This is a genomic window from Amycolatopsis sp. NPDC051045 (genome assembly GCF_040682955.1).
Taxonomy (GTDB): Bacteria; Actinomycetota; Actinomycetes; order Mycobacteriales; family Pseudonocardiaceae; genus Amycolatopsis.
Map to the genome: position 1 here is coordinate 244,990 of NZ_JBFBCC010000002.1, position 22,246 is coordinate 267,235.

A 22,246-nucleotide genomic window follows, 5' to 3' on the forward strand; every position below is an offset into this window, starting at 1 on the left:
ACAGCGATAACTATACCGGTATAGTTATCGTCATGGTTGAGATCAAAACGGAGTCCGAGCTGGCGATGATGCGCGAAGCCGGGCGAGTGGTGGCGAACACGCTGCAGGCGGTCAAGGAGGCCGCCGCCATCGGCGTCTCCCTGCGTGAGCTGGACGAGGTCGCCGCGCAGGTCATCGGCGAAGCCGGGGCGAAACCGTCGTTCCTGCACTACCAGCCCCGGTCGGCGCCGATGCCCTACCCCAACGTCCTGTGCGCCAGCGTCAACGACGTCGTCGTGCACGGGATCCCGACGGCGTACCGCCTCCAGGACGGCGACCTGGTCAGCATCGACTGCGGTGCCGTTCTCGACGGCTGGAACGGCGACGCGGCGATCAGCTTCGTCGTCGGCGACGCCGACCCCGCCGACCTCGCGCTCATCGCGGCCACCGAGCGGGCCCTGCAAGCCGGGATCGCCGCCGCGCAGCCGGGTGCGAAGCTCGGCGACATCTCCCACGCCGTCGGCGTCGCCGGGCGCGCGCAGGGGCACGGCATGCTCGACGACCACGGCGGGCACGGCATCGGCCGCGCGATGCACGAGGACCCGCACCTGCCGAACGAGGGCCGCCCGGGCCGGGGGATGCGCCTCAAGCCGGGGCTCGTGCTGGCGATCGAGCCGATGCTCACCCGGGGTGGCGACGCCTACCGGTACGCCGAGGACGGCTGGTCGATCCTCACCGCCGACGGCAGCCGGGCCGCGCACGTCGAGCACACCGTCGCGATCACCGAAGACGGCCCGCGCGTGCTCACCGTGCGGTAAACAGGGGGGATGGACAACACCGTCATCCGCTCGGGTGATTCCGGGGATGTTGACACGCTGCTGCGCTTCTTCGACGAAGCCGTCGAATGGCTGGTCGCCCGCGGTAGCTCGAAGCAGTGGGGGACCGAGCCGTGGAGCCGCGTCCCGAAGCGCGTCGAGGGGGTCAAGGGCATGGCCGCGGACCCGGGTCTGCGCATCGCGGTGGTCGACGGCGAGCCCGCCGGCGCGCTGATCGTCTCGGAGGAACACGACCCGCACGTGCCGGCGGTCGACGAGCGCGAGCTGTACATCCGCCTGCTGATCACGTCGCGGCGGTTCACCGGGCGGCGCGTCGGCGGGCGCCTCGTCGAGTACGCCCTCGACGAGGCGCGGCGGCGCGGCATCGATCTCGTGCGCGTCGACTGCTGGGCCGGCGGTGACGGCGGGCTGCAGCGGTACTACGAGAGCCAGGGCTTCAAGCCGACGGTTCAGTTCGCCGTCGACGAGTGGGTCGGGCAGGTGCTGGAGCAGCGCGTGGGGTAGCGCGATCCGGCGGCTGGGGTGACACTGTTGGCGCGGTGTCAACAGACCAAGGAGTCGCCATGGCCGAGGAGCTCGCGGGCAAGGTCGTCGTCATCACCGGCGGCGGGCAGGGGATCGGCGCGGCGACCGCGTCGGCGCTGTCCCGCCTGGGCGCGAAGGTGGTGATCGGCGACCTCGACCAGGTCCGGGCCGAGAAGACCGCCGGCGAGCTGGGCGCCGAGGCGCTGCCCCTGGACGTCACCGACATCCGCGGCTTCACGGAATTCCTCGACGAGGTCGAACGCCGCCACGGCCGGATCGACGTGCTGATCAACAACGCCGGGATCATGCCGCTCGGTGAGCTCGAGGCCGAGAGCGACGCGACGACCCGGCGTCAGCTGGAGATCAACGTGCACGCCGTCATCCACGGCACGCGCGAGGCGGTGAAGCGGATGCGGCCGCGGCGCAGCGGGCACATCGTCAACGTCGCCTCGTTCGCGGGCAAGGCCGGCTTCCCCGGCGCGGCGACCTACTGCGCCACCAAGCACGCCGTCGTCGGGTTGTCCGAGGCGGTGCACCTGGAGCTGCACGGCAGCGGCGTCCACGTCTCCTGCGTGATGCCGGGCATCGTGCGGACGGAGCTCGCGAGCGGCCTCGGCGAGGCGAAGATGTTCAAGTCGGTGCGGCCGGAAGAGGTGGCCGACGCCATCGTATCCACGCTGCGCAAGCCTCGTTTCGACGTTTTCGTGCCCCGGTCGCTGGGCACTATGGGCAAGCTCACGCGGCTGCTGCCCCGGCGGGCGGGCGAGACGCTCGCGCGGGCGTTGAAGGCGGACCGGCTTTTGGCTTCAGCGGCAGATTCCCCGGTCCGGGCGGCCTACGAAGCGCGGGCCGCGGAGAGCGGGCCCGGGGTAACTCGGACGGACTAGCGACTGTCCGAATTGGACGTGCTTGCCGGGTGCTTGCTGGTGTGGCGATGTTGAGTCCGCCCGCTCCGCCCGGCAAGATTGCCTCCGAGTCCGCGTTCAGGAGGCACGAGCAATGGCTTCACCACCCGCACGGCTGGCCGCCGCGGCATCGAACGTGGTCGGCAAGGTGCTGCACGGCGGCGTCGCCGACCTGCGCCCGATGCCGCGGGTGCTGGTCGACCAGGGGCCCAACCGTTCGCTGTACCGGATGACGCACAGCGGCGGGACGGTGTCCGGACCGCCGATCCTGCTGGTGCCGCCGCTCGCCGCGCCGGCGATCTGCTTCGACCTGCGCCGCGGCTGCAGCCTCATCGAGCACCTGATCGAGGGCGGCCGCAACACCTACCTCGTCGACTACGGCATGGTGGCGTTCTCCGACCGGCGCCTGGGCATCGAGCACTGGATCGACGAGGTGCTGCCGCGCGCGATCCGCAAGGTGAGCCTCGATTCGGGCGGCCAGGCGGTCCACCTGGTGTCGTGGTCGCTCGGCGGGATCTTCTCGCTGCTGGTGAACGCCGACCGCCCGGACCTCCCGATCGCGTCGATCACCGCGATCGGCTCACCGGTGGACTTCACGGCGATCCCGATCGTGGCGCCGTTCCGCCCCCTGGTCGACCTGACGAACGGCCACCTGCTGACGCCCATTTATCGCGTGTTCGGCGGCGCACCGTCCTATTTGGTCAGCCGCGTGTTCCGCGCGACGGGCATCAGCAAGGAGATCACCAAGCCACTGGCGATCCTGTCCCACCTCGACGACCGCGACTACCTGGCCCAGATCGAAGCGGTCGACCACTTCATGAGCAACATGTACGCCTACCCGGGCCGCACGTTCGGCCAGCTGTACCACCGCCTGTTCCGCACGAACGACCTGGCGGAGGGCAAGGTGGACCTGAACGGCCGCATCATTTCGCTGTCATCGGTCCGAGTGCCGACACTGGTGGTGGCGGGCGAGAACGACACGATCGCGCCTCGACCGTCGGTGGAGCGCGTGGTGGAGCTGCTGGACAAGGCCCCGGAGGTCCGCTTCAAGACGGCCCCGGGCGGGCACCTGGGCGTTCTGACCGGTCGCAAGGCGCGGGCCACCACTTGGCGGTACCTGGACGAGTTCCTGGACGACCAGATCTCCGGAACGCGCTGAAGGCCACCCCGGCCGGGGTGGCCTTCAGCGGCCCTCACTTCAGTTCGGCGCTCGTCTTCCCCAGGATCCGGCGAGCAACGATGAGCTGCTGGATCTGCTGCGTACCCTCGAAGATGTCGAGGATCTTCGCGTCCCGCGCCCACTTCTCCAGCAGCGACTCTTCGCTGTACGCCCCGGTCAGTTCGACGCACTTCAGGGCGATCTCCACCACCGAACGCCCGGCCTTGGCCTTCGCCATCGACGCCTGCAGCGAGTTCGGCTTGCGGTTGTCGGCCATCCACGCCGATTCCAGCGTCAGCAGGTACGCCGACTCGTAGTCCGCTTCCAGGCGGAGGAACTCCGCCGCGGCCGCGTGCTGGCTGTTCGCCGGGCGGTCGTAGTCGATCGTGACCCCGGCTTCCGTGAGGATCCGGCGCGTCTCGTCGAGAGCGGCGCGGGCCACGCCGATCGCCATCGCCGCCACGAGGGGACGGGTGTTGTCGAACGTCTGCATGACGCCCGCGAACCCCTTCTTCGTGTCGATCTCCGGCGTGCCCAGCAGGTTCTCCTTGGGCACGCGGCAGTTCTCGAAGCGCAGCACCGCCGTGTCGGACGCGCGGATGCCGAGCTTGTGCTCGGTGCGCACCACCTCGAAGCCCGGCGTGCCCTTCTCGACCACGAACGACTTGATCGCCGCGCGGCCCTTGGACTTGTCCAGCGTCGCCCAGACGACCACCGCGTCCGCGCGCTCACCCGACGTCACGAAGATCTTCTCGCCGTTGAGGACGTAGTGGTCGCCGTCGAGGCGGGCGGTCGTGCTGACCGCCGCCGAGTCCGAGCCGAAGCTCGGCTCGGTGATCGCCATCGCCGCCCACATGCCGGAAAAGCGCTCCAGCTGCTCGTCCGTGGCCACCGAGCCGATAGCCGCGTTGCCGAGGCCCTGGCGCGGCATCGACAGCAGCAGGCCGACGTCGCCCCAGCACATCTCGATCGTGCCGAGGACGACGTTCAGGTTGGCGCCGTTGCGGTTGCCCTTCTCGTTCTTGTCGGAACCGGACCGCCGCACGCCCGCCGCGCCCGCGCCGCCCTCGCCGGAGGAGTTGAGCCCGTCCAGCAGCGCCGCGAACATGTCCAGCTCGGCCGGGTAGGTGTGCTCCGCGCGGTCGTACTTGCGCGAGATCGGCCGGAACACCTCGGCCGCGGCCTGGTACGCCTGGTTGATCAGCGCGCCGGCCTTCTTGGGGACTTCCAGGTTGATCATGGTGCAAAGCCTTTCCGAAACCTAGAGAAGGACGGCGCCTTCCATGACGCCGATGGCCCGCAGGTCCCGGTACCAGCGCTCGACCGGGTGCTCCTTGACGAAGCCGTGCCCGCCGAGCAGCTGCACGCCCGCGCTGCCGATCTGCATGCCCTTGTCCACGGCCAGCTTCCGCGCGAGTGCGACCTCGCGGGCGTAGGACTTGCCCTGCTCGGCCCGCGCCGCGGCGCGCAGCGTCACCAGCCGCAGGCCCTCCAGCTCGATCGCGATGTCGGCGACGGAGAACGCCACCGCCTGCCGGTGGCTGATCGGCTCGCCGAACGCGGTCCGCTCGTTGACGTACGGCACGACGTAGTCGAGGACGGCCTTCGCGGTCCCGGCGGCCAGTGCCGCCCAGCCGAGCCGCGACAGCCGCACGACCTCGGCGAAGACGTCCGCTTTCCCGCCACCGAGCAGCGCGCCCGCGGGCAGCGCCACGTTCTCCAGGTGCAGCTTGCCGGTCCCGGCGCCGCGCAGGCCCATCGCCGGCTCGGCCTCGATGGACACGCCGGCGCTCGACGACTCGACGAGGAACAACGCCGGGCCGCGGCCTTCGAGGTCGGCCGAAACGATGAACAGTTCCGCCTGCGCCGCGCGCGGGACCAGCGCCTTCACGCCGTCGAGCTGGTAGCCCTTCGGGGTGCGACGCGCCTTCGCCGCCGGCTTGAACGGGTCGTACAGCGCCTTTTGTTCTTGTAGCGCCAGCGCCGCGGCCGGGACGTGCTCGCCGGTGAACGCGGGCAGGTAGTCGGCCTGCTGCTGCTCGTCGCCCCAGCTGACCAGCGCGGTGCTCACCGCGGACGGCGCGAGCACGGCCACGGCCAGGCCGAGGTCGCCGTGCGCAAGCGCTTCCGCGACGAGCGCGTTGGTCACCACCGAGCGTTCCGTGCCGACGCCGCCGAGCTCCTCGGGGATGCCGACCAGGCTGATGCCCAGTTCGGCGGCCCGGCTCAGCAGGCCCTCGGGCGCCTCGAGCTTGGCGTCGGCGTCCGCGGCGGCCGGGCGCAGCTGCTCGGCGGCGAACTCCGTCACCGTTTCGACGATGAGCTGCTGGTCCTCGGTCGGCGTGAGGTCGAACAGCCCGGTATCGGCCGCCGGAGCGAGCCGGGCGGGCTTGCCCAGCTTCTGCACCGACTTGAACGACCGGGTCGCCGCGCCGGCGACGCGGAAGCCGTTGCGGGTCCCCGCGGTGACCAGGCCCTCGATGGGCTTGCGCAGCCCGGCCCGATCGACGACCTTGCTCCCGGCCAGCCGGGTCAGCGCGGACAGACCCCAGCCCATCGCGTCCCGTTTCCTTGGCGCAGCCATGTGGCCCTCCATCCCATTACCTACTCGCGAGTAGGTTAACCTGGCGGCCGGGATCGCGCCAGTGCGGGTTCAATCACGAGTGAGCGGTGTGCACTTGCTTGCGCCACTCCCCGAAGCGCAGCCGCTCGAAGGTGATGAGCCCGAGCACCAGGGCGGCGAAGATCAGCAGCAGCACCGCGGCGGGCACGTGTTCCAGCAACGGCGTCGCGGCGACCAGCAGCACGCCGAGGATCAGCCGCTGGTGGTTCCAGCTGCCGAGGTTGCGCCTGCGCAGGGCGCTCAGCGCGATCAGGTAGAGCGCGAGGCCGCCGGACAGCGTCCAGATCGGCACGCCGTGCAGTGCTTCGCCGGGCGTGTGGTGCTCGGTGTCGGCGATGTAGAGGAAGGCCTTCTTCAGGCCGAGGGCGACCAGCACGATGCCGGCGATCAGCGGCAGGTGCAGGAACGTGTAGGAGTCGGTGGCGAGCTTCGCGCGTTCGATCCCGGTCGCCTGGGTCAGCCGGTGCTCGGACACGCGCGCGACGACGTCGAAGTACGTCCACCACATTCCCGCGGCCAGCGCCAGCCCGCACACCGCCGCACCCGCGATCAGCCACGACATCGGCAGCGCGCCGATCCCGATGCCGATCGCCACGATCGACTCGCCGAGCGCGATGATCGTGATCAGCCCGAACCGCTCGGCGAAGTGCGCGGGCGCGTTGAGCCGCCAGCCCTCCGGCCCGGCGAAGTAGACGTTCAGGTAGTCGACGAGCAGCGCGACGACCCACAGCCCCAGCTGCCACGGCCCGGTCAGGAACGCGGCCACGGCCAGCAGCCCGACACTCGGCAGCAGCCCGACGAACATCTTGAGCAGCACCCGGCGCAACCCGGCATCGTGCTGCGCGGCACCGAAGTAGGCCAAAAGGTGCAGCAGCCGCACGAGCGCGTAGCAGACGACGAACAGCGCGGGCGCGAACAACCCGCCGGGGTGGTCGGCGAAGGCTTCGGGAATGGTCAGCGACACCAGGAACATCACCGCCATCGCCCCGAACATCGCCAGCCGGGCGATCCCGTGGTCGACGTGGATGGTGTTGCCGAGCCAGGCGTAGCTGCACCAGCACCACCACAGAACGGCGAGCATGGCCAGCCCCTGCCCGACGCCGACGGGGCTGAGGTGGTCGGCCATCAGCTGGGTGGTCTGGGTGATGGCGTAGACGAAGACCAGGTCGAAGAACAGTTCGATGGTCGAGACGCGGTGGTCCTCATCCGCGCTCACCAGGTGCAGGCGTCTCGTGGGCACGCCGAATCTTCGCATGTCAAGGACAGTCCCTGGACAGCTTTTCGCACAAAGTGGACACCATGGCGGTCCTCACCGCGCGAGCTTGGCCGGGCAGCGCTGAACCTGTGACAATGGATCCGCCGAGTAATGGGGAGGTCCGTTGACCGGGGACCCAGCCGCACAGCACAAGACGATCATGGCCGTCGACATCGCCGGGTACAACGACCCGAAGCGCACGACGACCCACCAGTTGGCGGTGCACGAGGGATTCTGGGACCTGTTGCGCGCGTCGTTCGCCGCGGTCGGCATTCCCTGGGACGACTGCTTCAAGGAGAACACCGGTGACGGCGCGATGATCCAGCTGCCCGTGTCGGTGGCCAAGGCCGGCCTCGTGGCCCGGTTCCCGGATTCCCTGCTCGCCGAGCTCCGTCGCTACAACTCCGTCCACGTCGACGAAGCCAACGTTCAGCTCCGTGTCGCGCTGCACGCGGGCGAAGTCTTTCAAGCGAGCCACGGCACCGTGAGCCAGGCGACGAGCTTCGCCTTCCGGATCCTCGATGCGCCGGAAGCGAAGAGGGCGTTGAAGGAGTCGGGCGCCATGCTCGCGCTGATCGTGTCGGACGGCTTCTACCACGACGTGGTCGTCCACGATCCTGCCGCGGTTCCCTATTCTTACCAGCGGATTCCGGTGCGGGTGAAGGAAACCGCCGCGGATGCCTGGCTTCGGCTGCTCGGCGCGGTGGCGCCGAACGGACTCGCGCCGCTTCCCGGGGCGGCGGTGTCCACGCCTCCCGTCAACGGCGTGCGCAGGGAGGCCGGGGGGACAGAGCTTTCCCTCGACCGGATCTGGGAGCTGACGGAGTTGTTGCTGACCATCCCGTCGGTTGCGGAGGAAGGCACCCGGCGTGTGCTGCTGAGCTGGCTCCGGCCGGAGATCCGGGCGATGGTGCCGCACCATTCGCAGACCCGGTTGCACGTTGTCGAACTCGTGCGCACCTGCGCGCGTTACCCGGGAGGACTGACTGAGCTGGTGATCGCCATCCAGATGCTCGAGCCCGGGTCGGAACCGGTGCGCCGATTGAGCGATCAAGTGGCCCGCTGGCGCGCGATCGACCGCAAATGACCGCTTTTCGGCAGCGGAGGACTTCCCGTCCGCCGGGTAAAATCGTGCTGCTCGCGTGAGGCCGGCCGGAATGGGAGGTGCGCCATGCAGAGGAGCTGTTGCGCCCGGTGCCGGCCCACGTGATCCGCGAGGCGGTGGTCGATGTGCTGGCCGAGGCCGGGCTCGCGGACGACGTGACCGGCCGCTCCCTGATGATTCGGCTGATCAGCCAGACCCTCGACGTCGAACTCGCCATCCCGCAGCACGCCACCGGCCGGAGCCAGCTGATCGAAGTGGTCAGCGCCTGCTCGCGGTACGAGGGGGGCATGCTCGCGCTCGCCTACGTCGTCGGCTTCATGCGCCCTGGGTCGCCGGAATGCGAGCGGATCCACCAATTGGTGCAACGGCCCCGGGTGCTCGACCTGCTTCCGCCGGCCGAGCAGGACCGGCTGCGGGAGTGGCTCGCCGGGGTCGTGTTCCCGGGGCTGAGTGCGCTGATGCGCCGCGCGGGCGGCCCGGGAATGCCGCGACCACCCGAGGTGCCCAATGCGTGGGAGGCGTTCTTCTACCTCGCGGACTTCAACGCCGGATCCGACGGGGTGCCGCCGGCGTTCGCCTTCCTCGAACTCGTCGCCCACCGGATCGGGGGGCGGCTGAGCGGCAGGTTGACCGAGTGGAACGACTTCCAGGCCCGGCGGCTCCGCATCGAGTCCGCGCTGCTCGCCCGCCGGGCGGCCGCTGCTCAGGAGCAACCGGAGAATGCCCGGTTGCACCTGATGATCGTGGTCGAGCACGACGCCATCGACGCCGGCCGCTACCTCGTGTCCCATTGGTGCCAGGAGGATCCGGGGGAGTGGCCGCCGCCGTGTGGCGGTTCCGAACTCGTCTTCGCCGCCGATCTCGAACGGCACGTGGATCGCCTCGTGGTCGGCGCGGAGCGGCTTTGGTCCGAACATCGCGGCACTGTCGCCCTCGAATTCGTGCTGCCGCGAGCGTTGTTGAACCTCCCGGTGCACCGCTGGCACCGGGAGTACGACTCGGGAGCACCGCGGCCGCTGTCGGTCGACTACGTGATCGTGGTCCGTTCCCTCGAGCGGATGAATTCACGTCATTGGCACCGCCTGTGGCACATGCACTGGGACGCGTTGATGGCCGACCCGGCCGGCGCCCGGGTGTTCTTCGAGAACGGTGACGACAGCTCCGATCTCGATCTCGTTCTGAGTGAACCGGAATGGGCGCTGGTCGTCCTCGATGCGGCGCCGTCACCGGAGCCGCGCACGGGCGCGGACAGCCTGACGGCGGCCTTGCGCTCGGGAGTTCCGGCGGTACTCTGGCATCCTCGTGTGGCATCGGAAACGCTCAGGGAATTGGTGGCGGAGTTCACCGCCGGTGAAGGAATCGGGGACTTGGCGATGCGTGTCAAAGACGCGCGACGCCCGACGCGGCAAGATTCAGGCCCCTCGTTCGAAAATGTGATGCGAGATTTGGTGGTATTGTGGGACGACCCGAGTCGCTTGGTGCATTTCGACCGGCAGGCAGGCCATTCGCGACGGCGGGAGGAAATCGTCGATGAACGTGAGCAAGCCTCCTGAAGAGCCGGCATCCGTCGCGGACGTCCCCCGGCTGGTCGATCCCGAATGGTGGATCTACCGCGGAACCGGCCGCCTGATCGAGGACATCGATCTGGCGGAAGTCCTGCCACCACCTCCGCCTTGGCGTGATTTCGACGGCGGCCCGCTGCCCGAACTCGACGAGCCTCCGCCGGATGACGGCGAAGCGGTCCGGCGGCTCGGCCAGGCACACCACCGTTCCGGGCAACGAGTCAGCGCGGCGGAGCTCGACATGGTCAACGCCGCCTTGTTCCTGCGGCGTCCTCTGCTGGTGACCGGCCGGCCCGGTACCGGGAAATCCACCCTGGCCTACCGGATCGCGCGAGAACTCGGCCTGGGCCGCGTGCTGCGGTGGTCGATCACGAGCCGCACCACGTTGAAGTCCGGTCTCTACGAGTACGACGCGATCGGCCGCGTGCAGGCGGCCGGCGCCCGGTTCGCGGTGGCGGGGGAGCCCGGTGCCTCCGTGGAAGAACCACCGATCGGGGAATTCCTGCGGCTGGGCGTCCTCGGCACCGCTTTGCTGCCCCGCCGGCTGCCCAGGGTGCTGCTGATCGACGAGCTGGACAAGAGCGAGGTCGATCTGCCCAACGACCTGCTCGGCATATTCGAGGACGCGGAATTCCCCATTCCCGAACTGGAGCGGATTCGGAATCGGTCGCCCGAACTCGCTGTGTTCACCGACGACCCGGACGGCTCGGCCATCGTGATCGGTGGCCGGGTGCGCTGCCGGGCGTTCCCCGTCGTCATCATCACCAGCAACGGCGAACGGGAGTTCCCGCCGGCCTTTCTCCGCCGCTGCCTCCGGCTGGAGATGCCGGAACCCGACGCCGAGCAGCTCGCCGCGATGGTGGTCGCGCACCTGCTCGAAGCAGACGGCGACGCCCGCCGGGAACTGATCGAGGAGTTCGTCCGCCGCAGCGCGGAAGGCGGTGACGGCCTGCCGGCCGACAAACTGCTCGACGCCGTTTACCTGGCCACGTCCGGTGCCTACTCCAGGGACGGTGTCGCGTGGCCGCGCTTGATGGACGCGCTGTGGCGGCAGTTGAATTCAGCAGTGCGATGACGCGGCGGGCCGGGCTGTTCCGCCGCTGCCGGAGCACGCGCTGGAAGGGTGAATCCGGCCGGCCGCGGCACACGAGGGAACCGGACGGGGGTGCCGAGGATGTCCGGCATTGACTGGCGGGACCTGGCCGATGCCGTTTGGCTGACCATGGTCACCGGGGGCCGGGTACCGGAAGAGCAGCCACAACGGACCGCGGACGTCCTGCCGCGGGACAGTTCGTTCCTCTCGGCCGGTGCCGAAAAACCGGATGGGCCTTCGCACACGGCTACTCCCCGGGTTCCTGCCCCGGCACCTGTGCAGCCTGCGACGCGGAAACCGGGACCGGAGGCCAGGCAGGCCGGTGTGGCCACACTCTCCGCGGTACCGCTTCCGATCAGGGGTTCGGCGTTGATCAAGCCCTCCGCCGTCGTCCGGGCCCTCCGCACCCTCAAGCGCAAGGTCGAGTCCCGGGATGCGGGCGAGGTCGTTCTCGACGAAGTCGCCACGGCGGAGCGGGTGGCTCAGGACGGGCTCTGGCTGCCGGTCACCGCGCCCGGCATCGAACGCTGGCTGGATCTGACCGTCGTGATCGACACGGCGCCGTCCATGCGGCTGTGGCAAGCCACGGTCTCGGCGTTCCGGACCGGTCTCGAGGAGCTGGGTGCCTTCCGGACCGTCCAGTTCCGCCGGCTCGACACCCGGGCCGACGACGGCGCCCGCACCAGGCCGGTCCTGCACGGCGACGCGCCGACGTCGCAGCCCCGCGATCCGGCCGAGCTGATCGACCCCGCCGGCCGCCGGCTGGTCCTCGTGCTGACCGACGGGGCGGGCGAACTCTGGCGGACCGGGGCGGTCCCGGCGGTGCTTGCCGAGTGGGGGGCCGTGATGCCGACGGCGGTGGTGCACCTGCTGCCGCAGCGGCTGTGGACGCGCGGACTGGAGGTTCGCAGAGCCAGGTTGAGCGTGCCCGGCCCGTTGGCGCCGAACCGCCGGTGGGGCCTGGAGCTGCCGGACGCCTGGGCCGACGGCGGGCCGGTGCCCTCCGCGCGGCACGGCGTGGTGCCCGTTCCGGTGCTGGAGATGGGGCCGCGCTGGCTTGATTGGTGGGCCCGGCTGGTGTGCGGCGAGCACACCGGGCCGGTGATGGCCAGGGTGCTGCTCGGCGGTACGGGCGCGGACGATGCCGCACCGGACGTCGACGACTGGGAGGAGGTGTCCGCGCAGGAACGGGTCCGGTACTTCCTCAGCACGGCTTCGCCACCCGCACATCGGCTCGCCAAGATGCTCGCGGCGGTACCGGCCACGCTCCCGGTGGCGCAGTTCGTGCAGGCGGAGCTCCTGCCGGAAGCGGGATCGGAGCACCTCGCGGAGGTGCTCTACAGCGGTCTGCTGCCGCCGATCGGAGACGTCGACGACGACCGGATCACGGACACCTTGACCTTCGACTTTCCCGTTTCGGTGCGCCAGGTCCTGTTGAGCGGGGCGCGCAGGTCGGACACCGTCGAAGTCATGCGGGCCACCTCGGTGCGGTTCGGCGATTCCCTCGGCGCGTTCAGCCGGATCTCGGCCGCCGTCGACGCGCCGGACAGCACGCCCGTTCCCGCGCCGGGCACGGACGTCGGCGGCGACGTCGCGCTCGAGCGAGTGGTCATGCGGGCTTTGAGCGGCCCCTATGCGTCCCGTGCGCTGAGAATTAGCTCGATCGAGCGAGATTCTTCCCGGCAATTCCCGGAAGCAGCAAAACTGTCGGACCCGGAAAATCGTGATTCCGCGGAGAGCTATGGTGAGCTCGTGACTGCGATGAGGCCCGAGCCGCCTTTGGAATACCAGAAGAGGCGCGAAGTGCCCGCTATCTGGGGTAACATCCCGCCGCGCAATCCCAAATTCACCGGCCGCCGCGAACTCCTCGAGCGGCTCGCGGAACGTGCGCCCGCCGATGCGCACGTGGTGCTGCCCTCGGTACTGCACGGAATGGGTGGTATCGGGAAAACCCAGATGGCCGTCGAGTACATCTACAGCCACCTGGCCGACTACGACATCGTCTGGTGGATCCAGGCCACGCACCCGACGCAGATCCGGGCCGCGTTCACCGAACTCGCCCGTCAGCTCGGCCTACCCGGGTCAGGTGAGGCCGATACCGCGGTCCCGGCCGTGCGTGAGGCGTTGCGCACCGGACTGCCCTACCGGCGGTGGCTGCTGGTGTTCGACTCGGCCGAGGACCCCAGAATGGTCCGCTCGTTCTTTCCCACCAACGGGTCCGGGGAAATCCTGGTCACCACGAGGAACCCGGACTGGACCAGCGTCGCCCGGCCGATCGAGGTCGAGGTGTTCTCGCGGGCCGAAAGCCTCGACCTGCTGCACCGGCGTGGCCCGGAGATCGACGAGGCCGACGCCGACCGGCTCGCGGAGAAGCTGGGCGACCTGCCGCTGGCGATCGAGCAGGCGGCGGCCTGGCGTGCGGAAACCGGGATGCCGGTCCACGAGTACCTGCGGTTGTTCGACGAGAAGGTCGCGGAGATCCTGGACACGTCCGCGTCGGCCGACTACGAGCTGCCGGTCGCGGCGGCTTGGAACGTCGCGTTCGACGATCTGAGGAACCGCAACCCGGCCGCGCACCAGCTGCTGCAGGTGTGTGCGTTCTTCGCTCCCGAACCCATTTCGCGCTGGATCTTTTCCGGCGTCCGCGGAGTCACGGTCTCACCTGAGCTCGACTCGGCCCTGCGTGACCCGGTTCAGCTGTCCAAGGCCATCCGGGACATCAACCGTTACGGTTTGGCCAAGATCGACCACCGCAGTGACACCCTGATCGTCCATCGGCTGGTCCAGCTCGTGTTGCGCAACAGGATGACGCCCGAGCGGCGGGCCGAAATGCGGCACGGCGCTCACCTCCTGCTCAGCAACTTGGATCCGAACGACCCGGCTTCATCGAAGCAGTGGCCGCGTTACCAAGAGGTACTCCCGCACGCCTACGCCGCTGAAATCGTGGAGTGCGACGACCCATGGGCGCGTCAGCTGGTGCTCAATCTCATGAGTTTCCTCTACCTGTGGGGTGACCACGACGAAGCTATTCGACTGGCCGAATTGGCGCTGCGCGAATGGCGGGACCGGCTGGGCGAGGACGACCCGCAGACCGTGCAGGCGGCAGAGCGTCTCGGCTATTACTACTGGGTGACCGGTCGCTACGCCGACGCCGCGCAGATCAACCGGACGACGCTCGAGACGCGGCGGCGGATCTCGGGTGATGACAGTGAAGAGACCTTGGCCGCGCAGATCGCCGTCGCCGGCGACCTCAGCGCGCAGGGCGACTTCATGGCGGCCCGTGACTTGACCGAGGACGTCTACCGCAAGTCCAAGGCACTGTTCGGGGAGGATGACCCGGCGACCCTGCGTGCCGCGCGAATCCACGGCACCAGCCTGCGGCTCTGCGGGAATTTCCGGGAGAGCGTCGCACTCGACGAAGCCAACTACCGGCGGCAGATCGAAGTGCTCGGCTACGACCACGCCGAGACGCTCAGTTCGCTGATGGGCCTCATCATCGGCCAGCGCGAAGCCGGACGGTACCAGTGGGCCCGCCGGGAGCACGAGGTGATCGCCGACCGCGTCCGGAAGATGTTCGGCGACAACAACGCCGAGACGCTGAGGAGACTCGCCTACCTCGCGGTGTCCCGGCGCAAGGCCGGCGTCTACCAAGCCGCCAAGGAGCTGGCCGCGGAAGTGCTGGAACGGTTCGAGCAGCGGTACGGCAAGGACAACTTCAACGTGATGGCCTGCGCGCTCGGGTATTCGATCGACCTCAGGTACGCGGGCGATCTTTCGGGCGCGCGTGAGCTGGGCGAGGAGATCTTCGAGCGGTACCGGCTGAACCTGGGGGAGAACCACCCGCACACCACAGCCGCCGCGGTCGATCTCGCCGTCACCCTCCGGCTGGCCGGTGACCCGGCGGCGAAGAGCCTTGACGAGCGTTCGCTGACCCAGTTCCGGGAGACGCTCGGCCCGGACCACCCCAGCGCGCTCGTCTGTGGTGTCAACCTCGCCAGCGACCTTGCCGCACTCCAGGAAACCGAGGCTGCTCTGGAGCTCGGCGCGGACATTCTGGCCCGGGCCGAGCGCGTACTCGGCGTCGATCACCCGATCACCCTCGCCGCGCGCTTCAACCGCGTGCTCGACCTCCGGGCGGCAGGGCAGCTCGCGGGGGTGGAGGCGGCCTACGCCGAGGTACTCGCCCGATATCGGCTCGTCCTCGGTGAGGACCACCCCGGTGTGGTCGCCGCTTGGAGGGGCTTCCGCGCGGATTGCGATATCGACCCGCTGCCCTTGTGACGGCTAACCCCCTGGTTGCACGCCGATGTCGAGCCAGCCGATCCACGTCGCCAGTGCTTCGGGCGGGCACGAGGAATCCCGTGCCCGTACCGCCCGGTGCACCGCGCGGACCAGCTCAGGGCAACGGAGGAGTGCGTGCGCGGCCGGGGCAGCGTCCGTCTTGGCCAGTGCGAGCCCCAAGCCCGCCCAAGCCGCGGGCCGGTCGGGATCCTCGGCCAGTTCGGCGAGGTAGCCGGCCACAGCGGCGGGAAAGCGGCCCTCGGCGTAGGCGAAGTCCGCGGAAGTGGCGTCGGGCACCGTCGACCAGGAGTGCGGCAGCCCCCGGGGGTCGCCGATGGCCAGCCGGGCGAGGTCGAGGCGGGCATGCCGCCAGCGGCCGTCCGGTACCGGGGTGGGCAGGCCGTCCTCGAGGTGGCCGAATGACGGCCGAGCCTCGCCCGCGCACCAGGCGTCCGCGAGCGCGCCGACCACGGCCGGGTCCGGGCGCAGGTGACGTAGCCGCCATCCGGCGTAGTGATCGGCGGCGGCCGCGGCTGCGGCTGTGGCGGCGGCCGCGGACACTTCTTCCTGCTGCCACGGCCCGATCAGGTCGGCGACGCCGTCCAGGAAGAGCCGCCCGTCGTCGGTGAGTTCCCCATCGTTCCGAAGCACGCGAAGGACACGCCAGGTCGCGGCACGCCAGTAGGCGAATTCGAACTCCGCGAGCCGGCGGGGCCGGTAGCTGTCGTCGTGGGTGAGTGCCCGCCAGAAAGCAGCCACCCCGAAAAAGGCATAGACCCCTTGGAACACGCCGCCGAGAGGTCGTGGATCGTCGCGCCACGGGGTGTAGAACCGTTCGGCGGGATCATCGGTGTGCAGGCACACGAGGTGCAACAGGCCGCTCAGGCGGTTGTGGTGGAATTCGTGGATCACCATCGCGCCCAGCGTGGCCGCGTCGGTGGGTCTCGCGACGATCGCACTCCCGAACGCTTCGCTGCTCGAGGCACTGGACGTGCGGAACGGCATCAATGCCCGCGGGACCACCGAATCGAAGCCCGCCTGCAGGGCTTCGGCCTCCTGAGGCAGGCAGCGGCTGATCAGCTGCCAAGCCTCGCCGAGCAGGACTTCCCATTCCCGGACCTCGGCGGCGGGCAGCCGCTGGGGAAGAACCGGATCGTACGAACCGCGATAGGGGTCGACGTCATCCAGCCGGAGCGACAGTGTTTTCGCGGGAGCCCCCAGCGTCAGCTGCCGTACGCCCCACCAGCCCGGGGCGTCGCTCGACAGGTCGGCGGGGAGTACCACCGTCGACGTCCCGTCGCGGATCTCCCGGCGGTGGTCGCACCTCACTTCGGCGATCGAGTAGGGCCTGTCGCCGTTCAGCCGTGCGACACCCAGCCCCGGGAGTGCGGCATTTCCGGACCAGACCGGGATCTCGGCGACGAAGGGCAGGTCGGCCCGGATCGCGGCGGCCGCCGCGAGCGCGTGGATGTGGCCGACGTGCACCCACAGCGGGCACACCCCGGTGATCTGCCGGTGGAGCAACCGGGAGGTGTAGCCCAGCCAGCTTCCGGTGTAGGGGTGGGCGAGAACGAGGTCGAGGACGGCCGGCGCCACGGCCTGGACCCGGGCCAGCAGCTCCCAGGCTTGTTCGGCATCGGGCAGTGGCCCCGGCAGGTCGCTCTTCTTCGCGGCGATGTCAGTCACCGCGCGGAGGAGCAGCAGCCTGCGGCTACGTTCGGCTTTCTGCAGCCGGTGCACTACTCGCGCCCCGCCGGCGCCGCGGGCCAAGTCGGTGAAATCCACCCTGCTGAGCCGGTGGACCGTGATTTCTTCGGGGCCTGTTCCGGGTGGTGTCATGGGCGCTGAGAAGTCAGCGTGACCAGCCGTTTTCGAGTTTTTGATCGCAGACGCGGACGTATCCGGCGTCCTCGACCACGTACTGGACCGCACGGCGGAATTCGGGGGTGTCCAAGGTGCGGAGGACGGCCAGCGGGACGCTCCCGAGGTCCACCACCTCGGATTCGAGGTTCGGAGCCAAGTTGTCGAGTAGCGTCGTCACGCTGCGTCCCCTCCCGATCGGCGAATGGCCGACCGGCCATGGGCCTCCATGATGCCAGCTTCAGCCCCGGTCTTCCCATGCATTTGCTCGTGTCATGTGCACATTTTCGAGTGAATGCCGGGCCGGCCCTCGACTCCCAGAACGGTGTGCAACAGCGTGGTCAGCTCGGCTTCGAAGTGCGGGCGGGAGGCCACCCGGCGGGTGCGGGCGAGGTCGTTCGCGATGGTCAGGGCCGCGTGGACCGTTATCTTCGCCTCGCGCGGGGGCAGTGCAGGCCGCACCGCCGACAGCAGCGTCACCCACTGGGCCACGTAATCGCGTTGTACGCGCAGCAGATCCGCCTTGTCGCGATCCGGCATCGTGACGCGGTCCGCCGAGAACGACACCAGCAGCTCCGGCGTGTGCAGGATCGTGTGCACGTACGACTCCGCCAAGCGGCGCAGGGCCGAGCGTTCGTCGGACGTCCGGAGGGCCTGCTCGGCCGCCAGGGCCAGCCGGTCCGCCGCTCGGTGGCCGATCGCCACCATCAGGGCCGCCTTGCTCGGGAAGTGGCGGTAGACGCTCGGGCCCGCGATGCCCGCCGCCGCTCCGATGTCCTCCATGCTCACGTCGTGGAAGCCGCGCTGGGCGAACAGTGCCGTCGCTTCCGCCAGGACCTGCTCGCGGCGGGACGGGGTGCCGAGCCGCAACGACGGCGGATGCGCGGCCGGGACGGGCGTGGGCAGTGTGGCGTCCAACACACCCAGGGCCAGCTCGACGAGCAGCTGAGCGAAGCGGCGGCGGGCCACCGACGTGTGGTGCACGGACACGCTGCCGAACACCGACAGCGCCGCCCAGCAGAGCAACTCCGCGTCCTCGCCCGGCAGGTCGGGGCGCCGGGCCAGCAGCGCCTTCGACCACGCCGTCAGCGCCAGCGCCGAACGCCGGGCGATCTCGCGCTGGTCCTCCTTCGGCAGGTGGCGGCCCTCCCAGCGCCACAGGGCCGCGATCTCACGGCGTTCGACGGCCTGCGCCGCCAAGCGTGTGAGCAGGACTTCCAGCTGGTCAGCGGGCGGAACGGTGTCCGACAGCGCCTCCGTCGTCGCCGCCTCCATGTCCTCGAAGCCGCTGAGCACGACGTACGCCAGGATCGCCTGCTTGTCCGCGAAGTGGCGGTACAACGCCGGCCCGGTGACGCCCGCCGCGTCCGCGATGTCCTTGATGCCGACTCCGGGGAAGCCCCGGGCGCGGAACAGCTCCGCCGCCACCGCGGCCAGCTGGGCCTTGCGGTCGCGGGGGCGGGAGCTGCGTTCGACGTCGGTCATGGTGAAAGAACGATAGCGGCTCATGGCACACAGACAACCCATTGACACCATGGGGTTATCCGGGGATATGTTAATGGCCATTAGCCCTACTGGCCGGTATAGTCGGCCGCGGTACGAAGACGTCCCACCCGCTCGCGAGGAGTTTGTTCTGTGAGTAGCGAGGCCTACATCTACGAGGCGATCCGCACGCCTCGCGGCAAGAACAAGGGCGGTGCCCTGCACGGCACCAAGCCGGTCGACCTGGTGGTCGGCCTGATCGAAGAACTCAAGGTCCGCCACCCGAACCTCGACCCCGCCGTGATCGACGACATCGTGCTCGGTGTCGTCTCCCCGGTCGGCGAGCAGGGCGCGGTCATCGCGCGCACCGCCGCCCTGAACGCGGGCCTGCCGGACACCGTCGCGGGCGTGCAGCTCAACCGCTTCTGCGCCTCCGGCCTCGAGGCCACGAACACCGCCGCGCAGAAGGTCCGCTCCGGCTGGGACAACCTGATCATCGCCGGCGGCGTCGAGTCGATGTCGCGGGTGCCGATGGGCTCCGACGGCGGCGCGCTGTTCATGGACCCGGCCACCGCGTACGACAACTACATCGTCCCGCAGGGCATCGGTGCCGACCTGATCGCGACGATCGAGGGCTTCTCGCGCGAGGACGTCGACGCGTGGGCCGTCCGCTCGCAGGAGCGCGCCGAGGCGGCGTGGTCCGGTGGCTACTTCGCGAAGTCCGTCGTGCCGGTCAAGGACATCAACGGCGTCACCATCCTGGACCACGACGAGCACCGCCGTCCCGGCTCCACGGTCGAGGGCCTCGGCAAGCTCAAGCCGGCCTTCACGACGATCGGCGACATGGGCGGCTTCGACGCCGTCGCGCTGCAGAAGTACCACTCGGTGGAGAAGATCGACCACGTCCACACCGGTGGCAACTCCTCCGGCATCGTCGACGGCGCCGCGCTGGTGCTGGTCGGGTCCGAGCAGATCGGCCAGACCTTCGGGCTGACCCCGCGCGCCCGGATCGTGGCGACCGCGACCGTCGGCTCGGAGCCGACGATCATGCTCACCGGCCCCACGCCGGCCACCGAAAAGGTGCTGAAGACCGCGGGCCTCACGCCCGAGGACATCGACCTGTGGGAACTCAACGAGGCGTTCGCGTCCGTCGTGCTCAAGTGGATCAAGGACCTGCACCTCGACGAGGACAAGGTCAACGTCAACGGCGGCGCGATCGCCATGGGCCACCCGCTCGGCGCCACCGGCGCGATGCTGGTCGGCACGGTCGTCGACGAGCTGGAACGCCGCCAGGCGCGCCGCGCGCTGGTGACCCTGTGCATCGGCGGCGGCATGGGTGTCGCGACCATCATCGAGCGGGTGTGAGGACTCAAATGGCTGAAAGCAAGACCATCCGCTGGGACCAGGACTCCGACGGCATCGTCACCCTGACCCTGGACGACCCGAAGCAGTCGGCGAACACCATGAACGCCGACTTCCGCGAGTCGCTCGGCGTCACCGTGGACCGGCTGGAGGCCGAGAAGGACTCCATCACCGGCGTCGTCATCACGTCCGCCAAGAAGACGTTCTTCGCCGGTGGCGACCTGAACGACCTGATCCAGGCCAAGCCCGAGCACGCGACCGAGCTGACCGAGGGCAGCACCCTGATGAAGGGGCAGATGCGCCGCATCGAGCAGCTCGGCAAGCCGGTCGTCGCGGCGATCAACGGCGCCGCGCTCGGCGGTGGCCTGGAGATCGCGCTGGCGACGCACCACCGCATCGCCGCCGACGTCAAGGGCAGCCAGATCGGCCTGCCCGAGGTGACGCTGGGCCTGCTGCCCGGCGGCGGTGGCGTGGTCCGCACCGTGCGCCTGCTGGGCATCCAGAGCGCGCTGCTGAACGTCCTGCTGCAGGGCCAGCGGCACCGCCCGGCCAAGGCGCTCGAGCTCGGCCTCGTGCACGAGCTCGTCGGAACCGTCGAGGAGCTCGTCCCCGCCGCGAAGGCGTGGATCAAGGCCAACCCCGAAGGCGGCGTCCAGCCCTGGGACGTCAAGGGCTACAAGATCCCCGGCGGCACGCCGTCGAACCCGAGCTTCGCGGCCAACCTGCCGGCGTTCCCGGCGAACCTGCGCAAGCAGATCAAGGGCGCGAACATGCCGGCGCCGCGGGCGATCCTGGCCGCCGCGATCGAGGGCGCGCAGGTCGACTTCGACACCGCCATCCAGATCGAGACGCGCTACTTCATCCACCTCGCGACCGGCCAGGTCTCGAAGAACATGACGAAGGCGTTCTTCTTCGACCTGCAGACCATCAACTCCGGCGGCTCGCGGCCGGACGGCTTCGAGAAGTACACGGCCAAGAAGGTCGGTGTCCTCGGCGCCGGGATGATGGGTGCCGCGATCGCGTACGTCTCGGCGAAGGCCGGCATCGACGTCGTGCTCAAGGACGTCTCGCTCGAGGCGGCCGAGAAGGGCAAGGGCTACGCGGCCAAGATTGAGCAGAAGGCCCTCTCGCGCGGCAAGACCACGCAGGAGAAGTCGGACGCGCTGCTGGCCAAGATCAAGCCGACCGCCGACCCGGCCGACTTCGCGGGCGTCGACTTCGTCATCGAGGCCGTCTTCGAGAGCGTCGAGCTGAAGCACAAGGTGTTCGGCGAGATCGAGAACATCGTCAACGCCGACGCGGTCCTGGGTTCCAACACTTCGACCCTGCCGATCACCACGCTCGCCGAGGGCGTGCAGCGGACCGAAGACTTCATCGGGATCCACTTCTTCTCGCCGGTGGACAAGATGCCGCTGGTCGAGATCATCTGCGGCGAGAAGACCTCGCCGGCCACGCTGGCCAAGGTCTTCGACTACACGCTGCAGATCAAGAAGACCCCGATCGTCGTCAACGACAGCCGCGGCTTCTTCACCTCGCGGGTGATCGGCACGTTCATCAACGAGGCCGTCGCCGCGCTGGGCGAGGGCGTCGAGCCGGCGTCGATCGAGCAGGCGGGTGCCCAGGCGGGTTACCCGGCGCCGCCGCTGCAGCTGATGGACGAGCTGACGCTGACCCTGCCGCGCAAGATCCGCCAGGAGTCCCGCGAGGCGGTCGAGGCCGCGGGTGGCACGTGGAAGTCGCACGCGTCCGAGGGCGTGATCGACCGGATGGTCGAGGAGTTCGACCGCAAGGGCCGCTCTTCGGGTGCCGGTTTCTACGAGTACGACGAGAACGGGAAGCGCACCGGCCTGTGGCCGGGCCTGCGTGACGCGTTCAAGTCCGGCTCGGCGCAGGTGCCGTTCGAGGACCTCAAGGAGCGGATGCTGTTCGCCGAGGCCCTGGAAACGGTCAAGTGCTTCGACGAGGGCGTGCTGACGTCGGTGGCCGACGCCAACATCGGCTCGATCTTCGGCATCGGCTTCCCGGCCTGGACCGGTGGTGTCATCCAGTACATCAACCAGTACGAGGGTGGCCTGCAGGGCTTCGTCGACCGGGCCCGCGAGCTGGCCGCCCGCTACGGCGACCACTTCGAGCCGCCGCAGTCCCTGGTCGAGAAGGCCGCCAAGGGCGAGATCTACGAATAGCCTCCCAAGTCCGTGAATGCCACCTTGAGGGACACA

General features: G+C 69.5%; 16 protein-coding genes. 10 read left to right on the forward strand and 6 right to left on the reverse strand.

The genetic code is table 11. The annotated features are described in order from the left end of the window. Positions 1 to 32: 32 nt before the first annotated feature. From map to AB0M80_RS05255, 4 genes are all read left to right on the forward strand, one after another. A complete protein-coding gene (gene map, locus AB0M80_RS05240; RefSeq protein ID WP_364559146.1) occupies positions 33 to 797 on the forward strand; it encodes a type I methionyl aminopeptidase in 765 nt (254 codons plus the stop codon). Between the two features lie 9 nt (positions 798 to 806). Continuing rightward, positions 807 to 1,319: a GNAT family N-acetyltransferase gene (locus tag AB0M80_RS05245; RefSeq protein WP_364559148.1), complete on the forward strand. Its 513-nt coding sequence runs from the start codon at positions 807 to 809 to the stop codon at positions 1,317 to 1,319. 59 nt (positions 1,320 to 1,378) lie between these two features. Further along, the gene (locus AB0M80_RS05250; RefSeq protein ID WP_364559151.1) at positions 1,379 to 2,227 is read left to right on the forward strand and encodes an SDR family oxidoreductase; all 849 of its coding nucleotides are present in this window, start codon (positions 1,379 to 1,381) and stop codon (positions 2,225 to 2,227) included. Positions 2,228 to 2,339: 112 nt separating this feature from the next. Continuing rightward, entirely contained in the window at positions 2,340 to 3,404 is a 1,065-nt protein-coding gene (locus tag AB0M80_RS05255; RefSeq protein WP_364559154.1) for an alpha/beta fold hydrolase, read from the forward strand. A gap of 34 nt (positions 3,405 to 3,438) precedes the next feature. Here AB0M80_RS05255 and AB0M80_RS05260 read toward each other — a convergent pair whose 3' ends face one another. The 3 genes from AB0M80_RS05260 to AB0M80_RS05270 form a co-directional block, all read right to left on the reverse strand. Beyond that, positions 3,439 to 4,644 carry an acyl-CoA dehydrogenase family protein gene (locus AB0M80_RS05260; RefSeq protein ID WP_364559157.1) on the reverse strand — a complete coding sequence of 402 codons (1,206 nt, stop codon included), beginning with the start codon at positions 4,642 to 4,644 and terminating at the stop codon, positions 3,439 to 3,441. Positions 4,645 to 4,665: 21 nt separating this feature from the next. Further along, positions 4,666 to 5,961 carry an acyl-CoA dehydrogenase family protein gene (locus AB0M80_RS05265; protein WP_364560344.1) on the reverse strand — a complete coding sequence of 432 codons (1,296 nt, stop codon included), beginning with the start codon at positions 5,959 to 5,961 and terminating at the stop codon, positions 4,666 to 4,668. Positions 5,962 to 6,061: 100 nt separating this feature from the next. Continuing rightward, positions 6,062 to 7,282, reverse strand: coding sequence for a low temperature requirement protein A (locus AB0M80_RS05270; protein ID WP_364559160.1), 1,221 nt, complete (start codon positions 7,280 to 7,282; stop codon positions 6,062 to 6,064). 160 nt (positions 7,283 to 7,442) lie between these two features. Between AB0M80_RS05270 and AB0M80_RS05275 the strand changes: the two genes are divergently transcribed. From AB0M80_RS05275 to fxsT, 4 genes are all read left to right on the forward strand, one after another. After that, the gene (locus AB0M80_RS05275; protein WP_364559163.1) at positions 7,443 to 8,369 is read left to right on the forward strand and encodes a hypothetical protein; all 927 of its coding nucleotides are present in this window, start codon (positions 7,443 to 7,445) and stop codon (positions 8,367 to 8,369) included. A 77-nt stretch (positions 8,370 to 8,446) separates the two neighbouring features. Beyond that, complete coding sequence (locus AB0M80_RS05280) at positions 8,447 to 9,940, forward strand: hypothetical protein (protein ID WP_364559166.1); 1,494 nt, start codon at positions 8,447 to 8,449, stop codon at positions 9,938 to 9,940. Continuing rightward, complete coding sequence (locus AB0M80_RS05285) at positions 9,924 to 11,024, forward strand: MoxR family ATPase (RefSeq protein WP_364559169.1); 1,101 nt, start codon at positions 9,924 to 9,926, stop codon at positions 11,022 to 11,024. Before AB0M80_RS05280 ends, AB0M80_RS05285 begins: the two co-directional genes overlap by 17 nt. Before the next feature lie 99 nt (positions 11,025 to 11,123). Beyond that, entirely contained in the window at positions 11,124 to 15,323 is a 4,200-nt protein-coding gene (gene fxsT / locus AB0M80_RS05290) for an FxSxx-COOH system tetratricopeptide repeat protein (RefSeq protein WP_364559172.1), read from the forward strand. Between the two features lie 3 nt (positions 15,324 to 15,326). Here the strand turns inward: fxsT and AB0M80_RS05295 are convergent, their stop codons facing one another. From AB0M80_RS05295 to AB0M80_RS05305, 3 genes are all read right to left on the reverse strand, one after another. Next, positions 15,327 to 17,009 carry an HEXXH motif-containing putative peptide modification protein gene (locus tag AB0M80_RS05295; RefSeq protein ID WP_364559174.1) on the reverse strand — a complete coding sequence of 561 codons (1,683 nt, stop codon included), beginning with the start codon at positions 17,007 to 17,009 and terminating at the stop codon, positions 15,327 to 15,329. Positions 17,010 to 17,175: 166 nt separating this feature from the next. Further along, complete coding sequence (locus AB0M80_RS05300; RefSeq protein ID WP_364559176.1) at positions 17,176 to 17,364, reverse strand: hypothetical protein; 189 nt, start codon at positions 17,362 to 17,364, stop codon at positions 17,176 to 17,178. Positions 17,365 to 17,456: 92 nt separating this feature from the next. Next, positions 17,457 to 18,668 carry a TetR/AcrR family transcriptional regulator gene (locus tag AB0M80_RS05305; RefSeq protein WP_364559179.1) on the reverse strand — a complete coding sequence of 404 codons (1,212 nt, stop codon included), beginning with the start codon at positions 18,666 to 18,668 and terminating at the stop codon, positions 17,457 to 17,459. Positions 18,669 to 18,818: 150 nt separating this feature from the next. Between AB0M80_RS05305 and AB0M80_RS05310 the strand changes: the two genes are divergently transcribed. Both AB0M80_RS05310 and AB0M80_RS05315 read left to right on the forward strand, forming a co-directional pair. Further along, entirely contained in the window at positions 18,819 to 20,030 is a 1,212-nt protein-coding gene (locus AB0M80_RS05310; protein WP_364559181.1) for an acetyl-CoA C-acetyltransferase, read from the forward strand. Between the two features lie 8 nt (positions 20,031 to 20,038). Then, positions 20,039 to 22,210 (forward strand): 3-hydroxyacyl-CoA dehydrogenase NAD-binding domain-containing protein, encoded by a 2,172-nt coding sequence (locus AB0M80_RS05315; RefSeq protein ID WP_364559184.1) that lies wholly within the window; start codon positions 20,039 to 20,041, stop codon positions 22,208 to 22,210. The last annotated feature ends 36 nt before the right edge of the window (positions 22,211 to 22,246 follow it).

Bases quoted from the DNA above. Each gene is read 5' to 3' on its own strand.
- AB0M80_RS05245 (WP_364559148.1), top strand. From the start codon at position 807: ATGGACAACACCGTCATCCGCTCGGGTGATTCCGGGGATGTTGACACG.
- map (WP_364559146.1), top strand. From the start codon at position 33: ATGGTTGAGATCAAAACGGAGTCCGAGCTGGCGATGATGCGCGAAGCC.
- AB0M80_RS05250 (WP_364559151.1), top strand. From the start codon at position 1,379: ATGGCCGAGGAGCTCGCGGGCAAGGTCGTCGTCATCACCGGCGGCGGG.
- AB0M80_RS05315 (WP_364559184.1), top strand. From the start codon at position 20,039: ATGGCTGAAAGCAAGACCATCCGCTGGGACCAGGACTCCGACGGCATC.
- AB0M80_RS05275 (WP_364559163.1), top strand. From the start codon at position 7,443: ATGGCCGTCGACATCGCCGGGTACAACGACCCGAAGCGCACGACGACC.
- AB0M80_RS05305 (WP_364559179.1), bottom strand. From the start codon at position 18,668: ATGACCGACGTCGAACGCAGCTCCCGCCCCCGCGACCGCAAGGCCCAG.
- AB0M80_RS05270 (WP_364559160.1), bottom strand. From the start codon at position 7,282: ATGCGAAGATTCGGCGTGCCCACGAGACGCCTGCACCTGGTGAGCGCG.
- AB0M80_RS05255 (WP_364559154.1), top strand. From the start codon at position 2,340: ATGGCTTCACCACCCGCACGGCTGGCCGCCGCGGCATCGAACGTGGTC.
- AB0M80_RS05265 (WP_364560344.1), bottom strand. From the start codon at position 5,961: ATGGGCTGGGGTCTGTCCGCGCTGACCCGGCTGGCCGGGAGCAAGGTC.
- fxsT (WP_364559172.1), top strand. From the start codon at position 11,124: ATGTCCGGCATTGACTGGCGGGACCTGGCCGATGCCGTTTGGCTGACC.
- AB0M80_RS05260 (WP_364559157.1), bottom strand. From the start codon at position 4,644: ATGATCAACCTGGAAGTCCCCAAGAAGGCCGGCGCGCTGATCAACCAG.